The organism is Pararhodonellum marinum (assembly GCF_015354735.1).
GTDB lineage: Bacteria > Bacteroidota > Bacteroidia > Cytophagales > Cyclobacteriaceae > Pararhodonellum > Pararhodonellum marinum.
Map to the genome: position 1 here is coordinate 33,497 of NZ_JACEFJ010000019.1, position 14,320 is coordinate 47,816.

Genomic DNA, 14,320 nt, shown 5'->3' on the forward strand with positions numbered 1-14,320 from the left:
GAACGTCCGTCAGGTGTTCTCCTTGTTTTCTTCCATTAAAAAATCCGTCGTTGGTTTAAGGATGCTGTTCTTTACATTTACTTGTAATTGAGAATCTAGTTACAATCCCAATTAGAAGTCACTTAATTTACCCTAAAGCTGTCTTCGGGTCATCAAAACCCCAACTGGCATGAAGTCTGTCAACTTTATGCTTCAATTTTTGGTATTTTGTCATGTAAGGAAAGGCCTCTTTATTGTTGGCTTTGTTTTGAAAAGCGTTGGACTCATTATGATCTTGTCCATCGGCATGTTGCAATTCCCAGTTGTTTTTGCTTCTGTTTTCCATGGTTGGTCTCTAGTTAGTTGTAGTTGGTTATGGTTATTTACTTTTACAAATTTGCAAATTATATGCCCAAGCATCATTACATCATCTCCAGAATTGCTTATAAAATTTACAGGTTAAATAACCATCTCGTTTAATTATTTCGAGATAAAATTTGGATTATCATTGATTTTGATATTACTAAAAGAAGAAATGCAAAGTTTTTATTTTTGAGAATTTTGGTGAAAATCCAGAGTGGATACCCAATACCGCAAAGAAAATAAAATTGGGCTGGATGGGGATTGAGTGGTTTGGTCGGTGAATTTTTGGGAAAAACAGTAATACGGAGTTGTATTTTTTTTGGTAAAACACCCCTTGAATTTCAACTTACTTATAGTATTCAGCGGCTCGAAAATTATTAAGATTAGGATTTAAAACTGATATGCCAATTAGTTCATTAAAATGATCATTTCGTCATGGTTTTAGCCATGTTTTATGGGTCAAATTTTTTCTTTTAGTCCTGGATTTCAGTTATGAATCAAATTCATATTGGGTATTTTTTACAACATTTTGTAGATTTCTACCAATAGGACAAGACTGGAAATTTGGATTGGTCTTTTAGCAATTGGTTAAGCATTTGCATCAAACAAACCTGAAGGTGAACTTGGTTAAATTCCGATTTCCAAGAATGAGATCCGATGAATAATTTTTATGTCGTAAGAAAAATCCGCTCACTAATTTAAATGCCCATAGAAACCAAAAGGCATTCCATGGGCATTTTTTATCTTAAAGAATTGATATAGGCGGCGATTTTCAGGGCTTCCTCTTTGGGTACCTGAGGCATAGGAGGCATAGGGGTCGCATAATCAGGCCAGTTTTCGGGCTTGGGGTAATAAATCAGTTCCACGATCTGTTCATTGGTATACCTCCTTTTTGCAATGTCGGTATATGAGGGACCCACTTGTTTTTTATCCGCTGCATGGCATGCTGTACAGGTGTTTTTGGCCAGTAGCGCATTGACTACCTCCAAAGAAGGCACTTCATCGCCTTTGGGAGCTTCTGGCTTTACTACAGCAGTACTGGAAGCTGTGAGGGGCTTTTTGGTTGCTGCTGCTTTCTTGGCGGCTTCTTCCTCTTGTTTTTTTCTTTCTTCAGCGGAATTGAACTGGCTGACTTCAGCAAGCGTCAATTTGTTGCCTTCAGGAATGTTGTTTAGGGTGTAATAAGCCGTAGGATGCACCAGTGAATGAAATTCCAATTTTTCTCTCAATCCATCTAAAGAGAGCTTGTGGATGTAATATCTCCTGAGGTTCTCCACGAGGATCCGGACTTTCTTTCCATCCTCAGATAATTTTACTCCGGTTATGGGGTTGTCCAAGATGTTTACCGGAGGGCTGCCGTAAACTGGGGTGTACTTGTATGTGAAACTTTGGACGGCATAGGAAGCAAGATCCTCCGCTGATTTTGGATCTACGGGTTTGGTAAATTCAATTTCAAATCCATCAGGCATGGACTTGATGTTTCTCATTTCAAACGGCAGTTCATTATTCCAAACCATCCGTTGTAATCCTTCGTTGGCTTCCCCGGCAGAACCCCAACCCCGGTTGGTTTCTCCAACGAAGAGGGACTGGTCAGGGCCAAACACCATTCTTAACACACCGGATTGAAAACCGCTTCTGAAATCTATGGAAGCCCCCTGGTATTCCCCATTGACTTCTTCCAACATAATCCGCATGATCTTACTTTGCCCTTGATCACCTACTAGGATCTGCCCTTCAAATGGCCCCAGATGTCCTTTGGGTATCTGCAGAGGCTCGGCATTGGAGATGCCATGGATACCGTGGGGCAGCCAAACGGCCGGCAGCTTCAGTTCCTTGATCTTTTCTTTGGCTTGGTACATGGTCACAAATTCCTCATCGATGATGTTTTCCGGCTTGATGTATCGGCCGTTTTCATTTTTAACTTTACGTGGATCCACCACCACATCAAACTGTGCGGCAGTGAGTTGAAGGGGAGAGCCTTCGACACCTGTCCAGGCAAGACCGGCTGGATGACCGGTAAAATCCCCTTTTTCTAAATGCCACAGCCCGCCCGAACCGATATAATCACCCTGGTTTTCGGTGTAAAACAGCTTCCCGTCAATCATTCCAAGGCCGGCAGGAGAGCGCATGCCCGTGGCAAAAGGCTCCATTTTTCCATCGGGAGAAATCTTCATGACCCAACCCCGGTATGGAACCCTGCTTTCTCCCCGCCACCATTCTTCATTCCCAAAAGCAACATTACCGGAAACATAGAAATTTCCTTCCTGATCCATCACTGGACCAAAGCTGTATTCATGGTAATGCCCGGAAATGGGCCACGAAAAAATGGTTTCATAGGTGTCGGCGAGACCATCCTGTGTGGTATCAGTCAACTTGGTCAATTCGCCTCTTTGCGCACAATACCATGAACCGTCCTTGTAGGTCAATCCCAAAATTTCATGCAGTCCTGTAGCAAATTTACGGAAATAAGGCCTTGGACTACTGGGATTTTCTACCATAAAGACATCTCCACGACGGGTAGCTACACCCAGCGTGCCTTGGTCAGAAAAGGCCAGACCACCCACTTCGAGCAAAGTGCCTTCCGGTGAACTGACTTTCATGATTTTGAAATAATCCTCTTCCATAGGTGATTCCTGTCCAAGGGCAGAAAAAGCAACCAAAGCAAAACAACTAAAAGAGAGGAAGGTATTGAAATATGTTTTTGAGGTCTTCATGGGTGTCATCTATCAATTAAAACAAAAGGGAATATTGAACGGGCAACCCAATGGAGACCATGAGGGCTTTACCATTTTGGTTGCTTTCCAGGACTGGTTTGGACGGTGATTTCGGATCCAACTGAAGGTAGTATCCTTTGTCCACCACCCAATAAAGTCCGTCTCTTATCATTTTAATGTCACTGCCTTCTGCAATGGTCAGTCGCTTGTTGCCAGAGGCCCCTTCTACGGTAATGGATCTGTCCAAACCTTTTCCGTCAGACCTACTCGTGATCAAATCCTTGAATGAAAGCCCTTGGCTAAGGTAACGGTATTCTATGCCATTGTCTTTGACTTGGTATCCTTTCGGAATAAACTCCACATTGCCTGACTGAAAAGTGGTACCATGTATGGTTCGGGTTGGATTGCCCAGAAAAACCACTGCGCCCAAGGGCCTGGAGACCCCATTGCCTCGTTCATGCCACATAGGTGTAGCATCCAAAAAATCCCCTCTCCACACCTGGGCCAGGTTACCTTTGCTCAGGTCAAAGGAATAATGTACTTTTTGGGGACTCGAGACAGATATGGCATGGGTCAATTTTTGGCCATCCGGTAATTCGATGAAACTTCTCAGCATCGGCACCTCCTGGGTATTGACCAAAATAGGATCTACCTGATTGGAGGGTGCAACCCTACTTTGGGAAAGTGGAGTCATTCTAAGTCCCGGACCAGCAATGCTCAATTCCAATCCCGTTTTGGACCAATCATTGGTTTTGGATACCAGAATTTCTATAGGTAAGAGGCCTTTTTCCAGGGCAATGGTTTGAAATTGATATCCCTCTATCAAGGGTAACTCTTTTTTGCCATTAATTTTCAATCCCGCCCTTCCTGATGGCGCACCCATAAGGAATGTATATTCTCCGGATTCCGGAATGCTGAGATGGCCTTGATAATGTATTATGTTTTGTCCGGATGGTGCGGATATCTGATCCGAAATTTCATTTAAACTACCCTCAATCACTGGCTTTAACTGCGCAAATTCAGGTTCCTTATCGAAAAAACCCTGATATACTTTGTATTTGAGGCCGGAAAGTTCAGGTAATTCAGTATCAAACTGGGTCACTTGAATGTTTCTGAATGCCACAGCTCCATGATCTCCTTGGATCCTAATAGGTCCTGTGGCAATTTCATCCGCCACCAAAGCACCCCTCGTAGGGCCGTAAAGTTCCAGATTTTCATGGATCAGGACCCCATTGAGCATCACGGAGATGAATTTTGCATTTTTGGTTTTTTGTCCCTGTTCATCAAATCTCGGAGCTTGAAACGATATGGATAGTTGCTGCCATATTCCCGGTGCTTTGCTTACATTCTGTCTGGGAGCATGACCACCAAAGCCTTTTTGGCCCTCAGGCTTGCTCTCGTCCCACCTTTCATAAATGCCACCCATGTCTCCTGCCCTCGGATTGGTTTTGGTCCAGCTATCCAAAATCTGAATCTCGTACTGCCCCATCAGGTAGACCCCTGAATTGGAATTGGGAGCCACCATGAATTCCATTTCAAGATCGATGTCCCCGAATTTTTCTTTGGAAACGAGGTCTTCACCCTTGTTCTTTTTAGTAGGGAGGTTGACCAAAATACCCTTCCCGTTTTCTATTTTGAGTACATTGATTTTGTCCAATTCAGCCATGACTGCTCCGGCTTCCTGCCAAGTACCTTTGTTGGGCTCAAAGGCGGTCAATCCATCCAATTTTAAGGGCTCTTGGGCAATGGCTGTTGTCAATCCCCAAAAGTAAATGGCGGCCAAGCACAAGGGGATTTTATTTAGACTTTTTATTTTCATTTTACGAAAGGGTATTTAGCTAAAAGGTTATTCAAAGGTTTGTAAAGATGCTCCAAAGGCCCTTATTTTCCAAACAAGCAACCTTAGAAAGGTGTTTTTTAGCAATGAGGGCATCTCCGATGCTGAGGTTTTTTAGATCCAAGTGCTGATGAAGAAACAGTTGAATTGTTTACTAAGAAATCAAGAGAAAAATGGATGGGGTGGTGCCAAGTTCATTTTTCCCGGGTAAATGGAACAAAACGAACAGCCCCCAACCGAGTGGTCTTGATTTTCCCGTTCTTGTTTTCCAATCGAACCAATTCCTGAATGCTGTCTTGTGACCCAATAGGAATGATCATGATACCTCCTTCTTTGAGTTGGGCCAGTAGGGGGGCTGGTGGACTTTCCGCCGCCGCAGTAACTAAGATGGCATCAAAGGGACCCCTTTCCGGCCAGCCCTGAAATCCGTCGCCAATCTTTACCCTTACATTTTTGTAACCTAGGTTTTTCAAGTCCTCCTGAGCTTTTTCCCCCAAAGAGGCTATAATTTCCACTGAATATACTTTATCTACTATTTCTGCCAAAACCGCTGCCTGATACCCGGATCCCGTGCCTATTTCGAGCACTTTCATGTCGTTTTTTGGCTGAATGAGGGAAGTCATGTAAGCCACCATATAGGGTTGTGAGATGGTCTGTCCTTCACCTATTGGCAAAGGTCGGTCCTGATAAGCGTATTCTGCAAGTTCTTTTGGTACGAGGAGGTGGCGAGGCACCTTCCTCATGGCCATTAGGACCTCAGGATTTTTGATTCCCCTGGCAGCAATTTGGGTTTCCACCATTTCTATCCTTCTGGCTTGGAATGGGTCTTCTTGAGCGATAAGCAAAAACAACAGTAAGATCCAATGGTTCTTCATAAGAATGGCATTTTTAACCTTGGTTCTTCTAAATTTACCAATAGGGACAGTGAGATGCAAATGAGGTTATTTGAATCATGGTCTTTCCTTGCTGGAGATCCATATTCCAAAAGGATTGTTACCCCACATCATTACTTATTAAGTTCAAATTAATTAGCTCCCTCTGCTGTAATTTTGGAAAGCCGCTTGTTTTTTTTACATAAATTGCAGGCAGTTTTCAAAGGAATCCCTTTGGCATCAGAATGCCATGCTAAAAAAGCTCCTGTTGAAATATGCTGTACCCATACGCTCATACACCTTTGATTTGATGATTGGATTTCGAATGCATACTATTATGCGTCTTGGCATAATGACGCTGCTTGCCCTTCTTTCTGCGAAACAGCTATCGGCACAAAACAATCCCGATACCTTAACTACCAGGCAGCTTGAACAAGTCACCGTAACCGCACAAAAGCAAACTGAAAACCTACAGGATGTACCTGTCAGCGTGACTTCATTTGGTGCTATGGAAATCCAAAATTTACGTTTATGGAACAATGAAGGGCTTTCCGGTTTTGCGCCGAATCTATATGCGGCACATTCCGGTGATGGCCGAACCGTGATGGGCATTCGGGGAATTGCGACCACTTCCTATGATCCGGCTGTAGTCACTTACATTGACGGTGTGTTGCAGTTTGGTCTGGACACCTATTTCAATACTTTGCTGGATGTGGAGCGGATCGAGGTATTAAGAGGTCCTCAAGGCACACTATATGGCCGCAATGCCATGGGAGGGGTGATCAACATCATCACCCAGCAGCCTACCAATACCACCAAAGGTTTTGTTGGCGTGGATATTGGAAATTATGGACTGCAGCGGTACAGCGCCGGCATCAAAACCCCATTGGTCAAAGACAAGTTGTTTTTGGGCGTTTCGGGACTATGGGAAAACCATGACGGTTTTTTTACCAATGATTTTGATGGTTCAAAATTTGATCGACGAAGGGCCTTGATGGGCAATTATTACCTCCGCTATTTGGCCACAAACCGACTTGCTTTTACCCTTAACCTCAAACACAACAACAACCGGAATTTCGGTGCTTTTCCCCTCGCTGGCAGCATCGAACAGGCACTTGAAAATCCTTTTAGGGTGAATCAGAATGCAGTTACCCGAATGGTGGATGATGTATTCAATGTTTCTTTGAGTGCAGAGTATACTGCAGAAAACTACACCCTCACTTCCCAGACTGCCTTCCAATCCAATTACCGCATTTATGAAGAGCCTATAGATGGGGATTTTTCCCCACTTGACATCGTGTCCATTGTTAATAATTTTGGAAGGGAGTGGAATAGAGTAAAGGTTTGGACCCAGGAAATCAGGCTGGCCTCTGTCAGAAAACCTGAAACCAAAATTTCATGGCATACCGGTGTATTTGGATTTTTGCAGGATGATCCTGTAAGACAGGGAATTTATTTTGGCGAAAATGCTGACCTTTTTGGATCTCCGTTTACTGATTTTACCCAGATCACTACCAATGTGGGGAATAATTATGGTATGGCTTGGTTCGGTCAGGGGACCTATCACCTTGATCCCAAATGGGATGTCACTTTTGGTCTACGTTTTGATTATGAAAGCAGGGAATTGACCGCAAATCAGGAGGTTATTTTTGGAAGCAACCCACCTATCCTGACTCAGGGAGATACCACGGGAAAAGCCAGTTTCAATGCGTTTTCTCCTAAAGTCATCTTAAGCCGTAATTTGGCTGAAAACCGCCTGCTTTTCTTATCATACAGTAGAGGTTTTAGGGCAGGTGGTATTACCCAGCTTTCCTCAGATCCCGGCGAAATTCCGCTTCTAGGTTTTGACCCGGAATTCAGTGACAATTTTGAGTTGGGGTTCAAAAGTGACTGGATGGATAATAGGCTGCGTTGGAATGCAAGTCTCTTCTATACCTTGGTCAGTGATGTTCAGGTGCCTATCCTGATTCTGCCAGATGCCATCGTGGTCACCACCAATGAGGGCAGTCTCATAAGCAAGGGAGTAGAATCTGAGTTGACTGGATTGATCGGTAAAAAAACAATGCTTTCCTGGAATGTAGGCTTTACAGATGCCCGGTTTACGAATCTGAATTTAGGTGGGGAAGGGAACGGTGAAGATTTAAGTGGTAACAGACAGCTGTTCACTCCTGATTTTACCTCTTCACTAATCGCTCAATATCAGACTGATATCAGCAGTGAGAAAAATTTGAGTTTAATTGCCAGAGCGGAATGGATATGGATAGGAAACACCTACTATGATTTGGCCAATACCCTGAAACAAGATCCCTACCACTTGGTCAATTCCCGCATTGCTTTGAGAAAAGACAAGTTGGAATTGGCGCTGTGGGCGAGAAATATGCTGGATACCAAGTATGTGAATTTTGCTTATAACTTCGGAGCTGCCCACCTTGGCAACCCGGCCACCTTCGGGCTTTCTGCGAGGTTTGACTTTTGAGCAGGATTGGTCTGAAAAATTATTGCACGCAAAGGTGCAAAGGCGCTAAGAAAAAAAGGGAGGTAAAGGTTTTTTTGGATAGCTGAAACTTTTTGTTTTGAGTTAGGGGCTTTTTAATTGCACGCAAAGGCGCAAAGACGCTAAGAAAAAAGGGGAGGTAATGGTTTTTGGTTAGCTGAATCTTTTGTTTTGTTAGAGGCTTTTTAATTGCACGCAAAGGCGCAGAGACGCTAAGAAAAAAGGGAGGTAAAGGCTTCTTGGCCCAGCGGAATCTTTTATTTGAGATAGGGACTCTTTAATTGCATGCAAATACGCAAAGGCGCTAAGAAAAAAAGGAGCTTATAATTAATTAACACAGTGCTTTCTTTTTTTTTGAAAAATATTGACTTTTAATGAATTACAAAAAATGGTTATCTGCTTCTTTGCCAGTAACACAATATTCTTCTTCAAACGGGACGGAAGTCGGCCTTTAGTCGGGCAGGCCCGCCTTTAGTCGGGCAGGGGATGTGCCGGGATTTCAGTTCGCTGGTGATAATTATATTGAATTACCATTTTACTGGCATCATTGCGTACCTACATATTACAAAAAAAACTTTGCGTCTTTGCGCCTTTGCGAGAAACCAGTTTCTTTACTCCTCTGCGAGAGAAACAATGGATTTTGATTATTTTATCTGGATTATTTATATTTAGAATTATTTAGGTATTTAATCGTTGACAAAATTGCCTTCATAGTCTTTCGCTTTTGCGAAAATAAATTTTTGTTTTTTTAAGAAGTTTTTAGTGCTACACTCACTTTTATATTTATGACAGAAAATGAGCTTTCAAAAACCATTGTAGACACCTGTTACCGAATTCATGTGGAATTAGGTCCGGGTTTGTTTGAGTCAGTTTATGAAGAGATTTTAACTTACGAATTGATTCACAAAGGATTGTTTGTTTCGCGGCAGCAGGCCATACCTGTCTATTGGCATGATGTTAAAATGGATCAGGGATTTCGTGCTGACTTGATAGTGGAAAATAAAGTGCTGATAGAGGTAAAATCTGTTGAGTCCATTGCACCCGTCCATCAAAAACAAGTATTGACTTATTTAAAGCTTTCTGGCTTAAAGCTTGGGTTGTTGATTAATTTTAATGAGGTATTGTTAAAAAATGGAGTTAGCCGGATAGTAAATAATCTTTAGTTGACAATTGCACGCAAAGGCGCAGAGACGCTAAGAAAAAAAGGGAGCTAAAGGGCTCCTTGGGCTAGCTGAATCTTTTTGTTTTGAGTTAGGGGCTTTTTTAATTGCACGCAAAGGCGCAAAGACGCTAAGAAAAAAGGGGAGGTAATGGTTTTTTGGTTAGCTGAATCTTTTTGTTTTGAGTTAGGGGCTTTTTAATTGCACGCAAAGGCGCAGAGACGCTAAGAAAAAAGGGGAGGTAATGGTTTTTTGGTTAGCTGAATCTTTTTGTTTTGAGTTAGGGGCTTTTTAATTGCACGCAAAGGCGCAAAGGCGCTAAGAAAAAAAGGGAGGTAAAGGTTTTTTTGGATAGCTGAAACTTTTTGTTTTGAGTTAGGGGCTTTTTAATTGCACGCAAAGGCGCAAAGACGCTAAGAAAAAAGGGGAGGTAAAGGTTTTTTTGGATAGCTGAAACTTTTTGTTTTGAGTTAGGGGCTTTTTAATTGCACGCAAAGGCGCAGAGACGCTAAGAAAAAAGGGGAGGTAATGGTTTTTTGGTTAGATGAATCTTTTGTTTTGAGTTAGAGGCTCTTTAATTGTACGCAAAGGCGCAAAGGCGCTAAGAAAAAAAGGGAGTTAATGGTTTTTTGGTTAGCTGAATCTTTTGTTTTGAGTTAGAGGCTTTTTAATTGCACGCAAAGGCGCAAAGACGCTAAGAAAAAAGGGGAGGTAATGGTTTTTTGGTTAGCTGAATCTTTTGTTTGAGATAGGGGCTTTTTAATTGCACGCAAAGACGCAAAGGAGCTAAGAAAAAAAGGGAGGTAATGGTTTTTTTGGATAACTGAAACTTTTTGTTTTGAGATAGGGGCTTTTTAATTGCACGCAAAGGCACAAAGGCGCAAAGAAAAAAAGGACTTATAATTGATTTACACAGTGCTTTCTTTTTTTTGAAAAATATTGACTTTTAATGAATTACAAAAAATGGTTATCTGCTTCTTTGCCAGTAACTCAATATTCTTCTTCAAACGGGACGGAAGTCGGCCTGTAGTCGGGCAGGCCCGCCTGTAATCGGCCAGGTCCGTCTTTTGTCGTGCGGGCCCGCCTTTAGTCGGGCTGGGATGTGCCGGGATTTCAGTTCGCTGGTGATAATTATATTGAATTACCATTTTACTGGCATTTTTGCGTACATACATATTACAAAAAAACTTTGCGTCTTTGCGCCTTTGCGAGACACTAGTTTCTTTACGCCGCTGCTAGAAGGCAATTTCTTTAGGTAGAAACATTTAGAAAAAGCTGCAAAGAAAAAGGTATATTTTTATTTATTTTACCCTAGATCTATTTCCAAAAACAATTTGTTTAATCCAACAAAAAAATCAGCTAAAGGGTAAGAGATGAGCATCCAACCACCAATAGTAGTAAAACCGCTTTTTGGTCCTTTAGACGACCTGCTGCTTGACCTTTTAAAAGGACTTTCGGACCAGGATTGGGAAAAGCAAACCATAGCCAAAGCATGGAAAGTAAAGGATGTAGCAGCCCATTTGTTGGATGGAAACCTAAAGACCCTGAGTATACAGAGGGATGGCTATTTTGGAGAGATTGCCCCGGAAAAGCCAACATATGGAACTTTGGTTGAGTGGCTGAATGAGCTAAACGCAAGCTGGGTAAAGGCAGCCAAAAGAATCAGTCCAAAAGTACTGATTCATCTTCTTGAAATCACCGGGAAAGAGGTTACCGCCTACTATGAAACTCTACCGGATTATGAAAAGGCGGTTTTCCCAGTCAACTGGGCAGGGGAGACCCAAAGCCAAAACTGGATGCACCTGGCCAGAGAGTACACCGAGAAATGGCATCACCAACAACAAATAAGAGACGCAGTAGAGGTACCCGGGATTATGAACAAAGAATTTTATTTGCCGGTGTTGGATACCTTTATGAAAGCCCTGCCTTTTACTTTTTCCCAAATGAAAGCAGGCAAGAATGATATGGTGAAAATAAGTGTAACCGGAACGGTAGAATCTACTTGGTACTTATCAAAAATCACTTCCGGTTGGCATGTAGGAAAAACAGAGATGCAACAACCTACCGCGACTGTTGAGATTGATGCTGATTGGGCTTGGAAACTGTTTTCAAAAAGCCTCAGGTCCCATGATATTATGGACAGGGTAAAAATTTCAGGTGAGGAACGGTTGGCCTTAAGGGTATTGGAAATGGTGTCCGTTATGGCCTGAATGTGCTGAGCTTATTCTTCATTGTCATTCCAGATATCATGCGTGGTTTTCCAGGTTCCGTCGGACTGTTTTTGTAAGATATTGAGGTATTTGGAAGTGGAGGTAGTTTTCTCGCCAGTAGCCTTTGAAATCAAATCAACCTTGGCTTCCCCTCTCCCAAAAGCCATATCTCCAGACACTTCCACCTCCTCGTAATAACTTTCCAAAGAAGTTTCAAATTCATTAAAAATCGCTGCGTAATAGGCCTCTACCTCTTGGGTTCCAGTTTTAACAGGGCTACCTGGGGCCATTAGCTTTGCATCCCCTGTAAAATATTTGGCTATAGTGGCTGCATCTCCCCGGTTAAAGGCCTCAGCTCTGGCTTTACTCATTGCTGTGATGGCAGTTTTATCACTTTCTATATTCTCATCCCCCTTCTGATTAGTTTGACAGGAGAAAAGGAGAAAGGCAAGAAAGCAAAAGGACATAAGGTTTTGTGACATTTTGGAGATTAGTTTATATATTGAAAGATAGATACTTGTTATATTTTAGGTATCAAAACCCTTTGGCAATGAGCTAAAGGAGGAGCTACTTTCACAAAGTGAAGGCAATTTAATTGAATATTGCCACAATAGCCATGGACCGCAAAAGTACTACTTGGCTAGGGTTGAAAGTACAAAAAAACCAAATTTGAACATTCAAATCCCAACAAAAAACCTATGCAACAAATGAATTGTCAACGAAATGTACTATCACTCAAAATTCGGATAATTATCTTCCAATTTTTATTGATCCCAACCATACTAATCGCCCAGACCCCTGTCCAAAATTCTCTTTCCACGCCATGGACAACACTTGTCGATAATGAAAAACCTTTGCCTGAATACCCTAGACCACAGATGGTCAGGGATTCTTGGATAAACCTGAACGGTCAGTGGGATTACGCCATCCAGGAGAAAGGCCTGAAACCGCCTAAGCAGTTTGAAGGTAAAATTACGGTTCCTTTTCCTGTAGAATCCCAGCTCTCAGGAGTTATGAAGCCAGTTGGGGCTGAGAAGGAATTGTGGTACAAAAAGGAAACAACTATTGCGTCAAAAGATAGGAAAGGCAAGGTATTGCTTCACTTTGGAGCAGTGGATTGGGAAACTGAAGTTTTTGTCAATCGAAAATCAGTAGGGATCCATCGAGGTGGATATGATCCTTTTACTTTTGATGTCACAGATTTTTTGAACAATGGTCAAATGCAAGAAATTATGGTCAGGGTCTGGGATCCCACTGATGATGGGCCTCAACCTAGGGGGAAACAAGTGAACAATCCAAGGGGCATTTGGTACACCCCAGTAACCGGTATCTGGCAAACTGTCTGGCTTGAATTTGTACCGAAGGATTATATTTCTGACATCAAAATCTCTCCTGATTGGGACAGAAGCAGGTTTTTTTTGGATATTGAAACAAAATTGAACCCAGGTCAATTTTCATGGGAAGCGGTAGCATATTATGGTACAGAGGTAGTGGCGAGTGAAAATGGAGAAATCGGTCAGGAAATTGAATTGAACATTCCAGATCCCAAAGCTTGGTCACCAGAACATCCCCATCTTTATGATATTACAATCAAGCTGAAGCGCGGCAATAGGGTAGTGGATCAATTCAAGACTTACAGCGCTTTAAGAAAAATAAGTATTGGATACGACGCCAATGGCATGCAGCTGATGGAACTCAATGGCAAAGCCCTCTTTCAATACGGACCGCTGGATCAAGGTTGGTGGCCGGATGGGTTGTACACTGCACCGACTGATGAAGCCCTGTTGTTTGACATTGAGAAAACCAAAGAAATGGGCTTCAACATGATTCGTAAACATGTGAAGGTGGAACCTGCACGGTGGTATTACCACTGCGACAGATTGGGAATGCTGGTCTGGCAGGACATGCCCAGCGGGGATATGGGTAATGTATGGGAATCGAAGATTGGCATTTATCGGAAAGGTCTCGAAAGGGAAAGGACCAATGAATCAGAGGCGATTTTTAAGACAGAATGGCAAGCCATCATGGATGCGTTCCATCATTTTCCTTCCATTGTGGTGTGGGTGCCTTTCAACGAAGCCTGGGGGCAATTTAAAACCAAAGAAATCACGGAATGGACAAAAGCACACGATCCCAGTAGATTGGTTAATTCTGCTTCAGGAGGCAACTTTGAACTAGAAGGCAACAAACTGGTTGGGGATATCTTTGATGTGCACAATTATCCGGATCCGGTCATGCCATCCCCTGACCTTTTTGGAAAAGTAAATATTCTGACCTTGGGGGAGTATGGTGGCTTAGGCCTTCCTGTGGAGGGTCATACTTGGCAGGAGAAGGACAATTGGGGTTATCAGTCTTTTAAAAATAAAGACGAACTATGGGACCGTTATCAAAAGCTGATTGTTGACCTTAAACCATTGATCCAAAAAGGTCTTGCCGCTGCGGTTTACACCCAGACAACAGATGTGGAAGTGGAAGTAAATGGCCTGATGACCTATGACAGGCAGGTTATTAAATTCCCCATTGAAGCGTTGAAAAAGCTGCACGATGAATTGTATAAGTGAAGGAATTCATATTGCAGCTGACTGAAACTTGAATGCTTAAAAAGTAAAGAAAATGCATTCAGTTGAAAAGTCCCAAAAAAAAGAGGGTTGGATAATTCCAACCCTCCGATTACATAGTTCCATTGATTTC

Annotated in this window: 9 protein-coding genes; 4 read left to right on the forward strand and 5 right to left on the reverse strand. The window is 42.5% G+C overall.

Translation table 11 applies throughout. The features are described from left to right. Positions 1-127: 127 nt before the first annotated feature. The 4 genes from H1A14_RS21865 to H1A14_RS21880 form a co-directional block, all read right to left on the reverse strand. Complete coding sequence (locus H1A14_RS21865; RefSeq protein WP_194778445.1) at positions 128-325, reverse strand: hypothetical protein; 198 nt, start codon at positions 323-325, stop codon at positions 128-130. Between the two features lie 757 nt (positions 326-1,082). Further along, entirely contained in the window at positions 1,083-3,056 is a 1,974-nt protein-coding gene (locus tag H1A14_RS21870; RefSeq protein ID WP_228527918.1) for a c-type cytochrome, read from the reverse strand. Positions 3,057-3,072: 16 nt separating this feature from the next. Then, positions 3,073-4,875: a 3-keto-disaccharide hydrolase gene (locus H1A14_RS21875; RefSeq protein ID WP_194778447.1), complete on the reverse strand. Its 1,803-nt coding sequence runs from the start codon at positions 4,873-4,875 to the stop codon at positions 3,073-3,075. A gap of 212 nt (positions 4,876-5,087) precedes the next feature. Next, positions 5,088-5,768, reverse strand: a complete 681-nt coding sequence (locus H1A14_RS21880) for a protein-L-isoaspartate(D-aspartate) O-methyltransferase (protein ID WP_194778448.1) — start codon at positions 5,766-5,768, stop codon at positions 5,088-5,090. A 247-nt stretch (positions 5,769-6,015) separates the two neighbouring features. On the opposite strand from H1A14_RS21880, the gene H1A14_RS21885 reads away from it, so the two are divergent. From H1A14_RS21885 to H1A14_RS21895, 3 genes are all read left to right on the forward strand, one after another. Beyond that, entirely contained in the window at positions 6,016-8,241 is a 2,226-nt protein-coding gene (locus H1A14_RS21885; protein ID WP_194778449.1) for a TonB-dependent receptor, read from the forward strand. Between the two features lie 803 nt (positions 8,242-9,044). After that, complete coding sequence (locus H1A14_RS21890; protein ID WP_194778450.1) at positions 9,045-9,422, forward strand: GxxExxY protein; 378 nt, start codon at positions 9,045-9,047, stop codon at positions 9,420-9,422. Between the two features lie 1,370 nt (positions 9,423-10,792). After that, on the forward strand, positions 10,793-11,629 hold the full coding sequence (locus H1A14_RS21895; RefSeq protein ID WP_194778451.1) for a maleylpyruvate isomerase N-terminal domain-containing protein: 837 nt from the start codon (positions 10,793-10,795) through the stop codon (positions 11,627-11,629). Positions 11,630-11,640: 11 nt separating this feature from the next. Here H1A14_RS21895 and H1A14_RS21900 read toward each other — a convergent pair whose 3' ends face one another. Further along, complete coding sequence (locus tag H1A14_RS21900) at positions 11,641-12,111, reverse strand: YybH family protein (protein WP_194778452.1); 471 nt, start codon at positions 12,109-12,111, stop codon at positions 11,641-11,643. Positions 12,112-12,336: 225 nt separating this feature from the next. Between H1A14_RS21900 and H1A14_RS21905 the strand changes: the two genes are divergently transcribed. After that, on the forward strand, positions 12,337-14,190 hold the full coding sequence (locus H1A14_RS21905; RefSeq protein WP_194778453.1) for a glycoside hydrolase family 2 protein: 1,854 nt from the start codon (positions 12,337-12,339) through the stop codon (positions 14,188-14,190). Positions 14,191-14,320: the final 130 nt, after the last annotated feature.

Bases quoted from the DNA above. Each gene is read 5' to 3' on its own strand.
- H1A14_RS21865 (WP_194778445.1), bottom strand. From the start codon at position 325: ATGGAAAACAGAAGCAAAAACAACTGGGAATTGCAACATGCCGATGGA.
- H1A14_RS21870 (WP_228527918.1), bottom strand. From the start codon at position 3,056: ATGAAGACCTCAAAAACATATTTCAATACCTTCCTCTCTTTTAGTTGT.
- H1A14_RS21875 (WP_194778447.1), bottom strand. From the start codon at position 4,875: ATGAAAATAAAAAGTCTAAATAAAATCCCCTTGTGCTTGGCCGCCATT.
- H1A14_RS21880 (WP_194778448.1), bottom strand. From the start codon at position 5,768: ATGAAGAACCATTGGATCTTACTGTTGTTTTTGCTTATCGCTCAAGAA.
- H1A14_RS21885 (WP_194778449.1), top strand. From the start codon at position 6,016: ATGCTAAAAAAGCTCCTGTTGAAATATGCTGTACCCATACGCTCATAC.
- H1A14_RS21890 (WP_194778450.1), top strand. From the start codon at position 9,045: ATGACAGAAAATGAGCTTTCAAAAACCATTGTAGACACCTGTTACCGA.
- H1A14_RS21895 (WP_194778451.1), top strand. From the start codon at position 10,793: ATGAGCATCCAACCACCAATAGTAGTAAAACCGCTTTTTGGTCCTTTA.
- H1A14_RS21900 (WP_194778452.1), bottom strand. From the start codon at position 12,111: ATGTCACAAAACCTTATGTCCTTTTGCTTTCTTGCCTTTCTCCTTTTC.
- H1A14_RS21905 (WP_194778453.1), top strand. From the start codon at position 12,337: ATGAATTGTCAACGAAATGTACTATCACTCAAAATTCGGATAATTATC.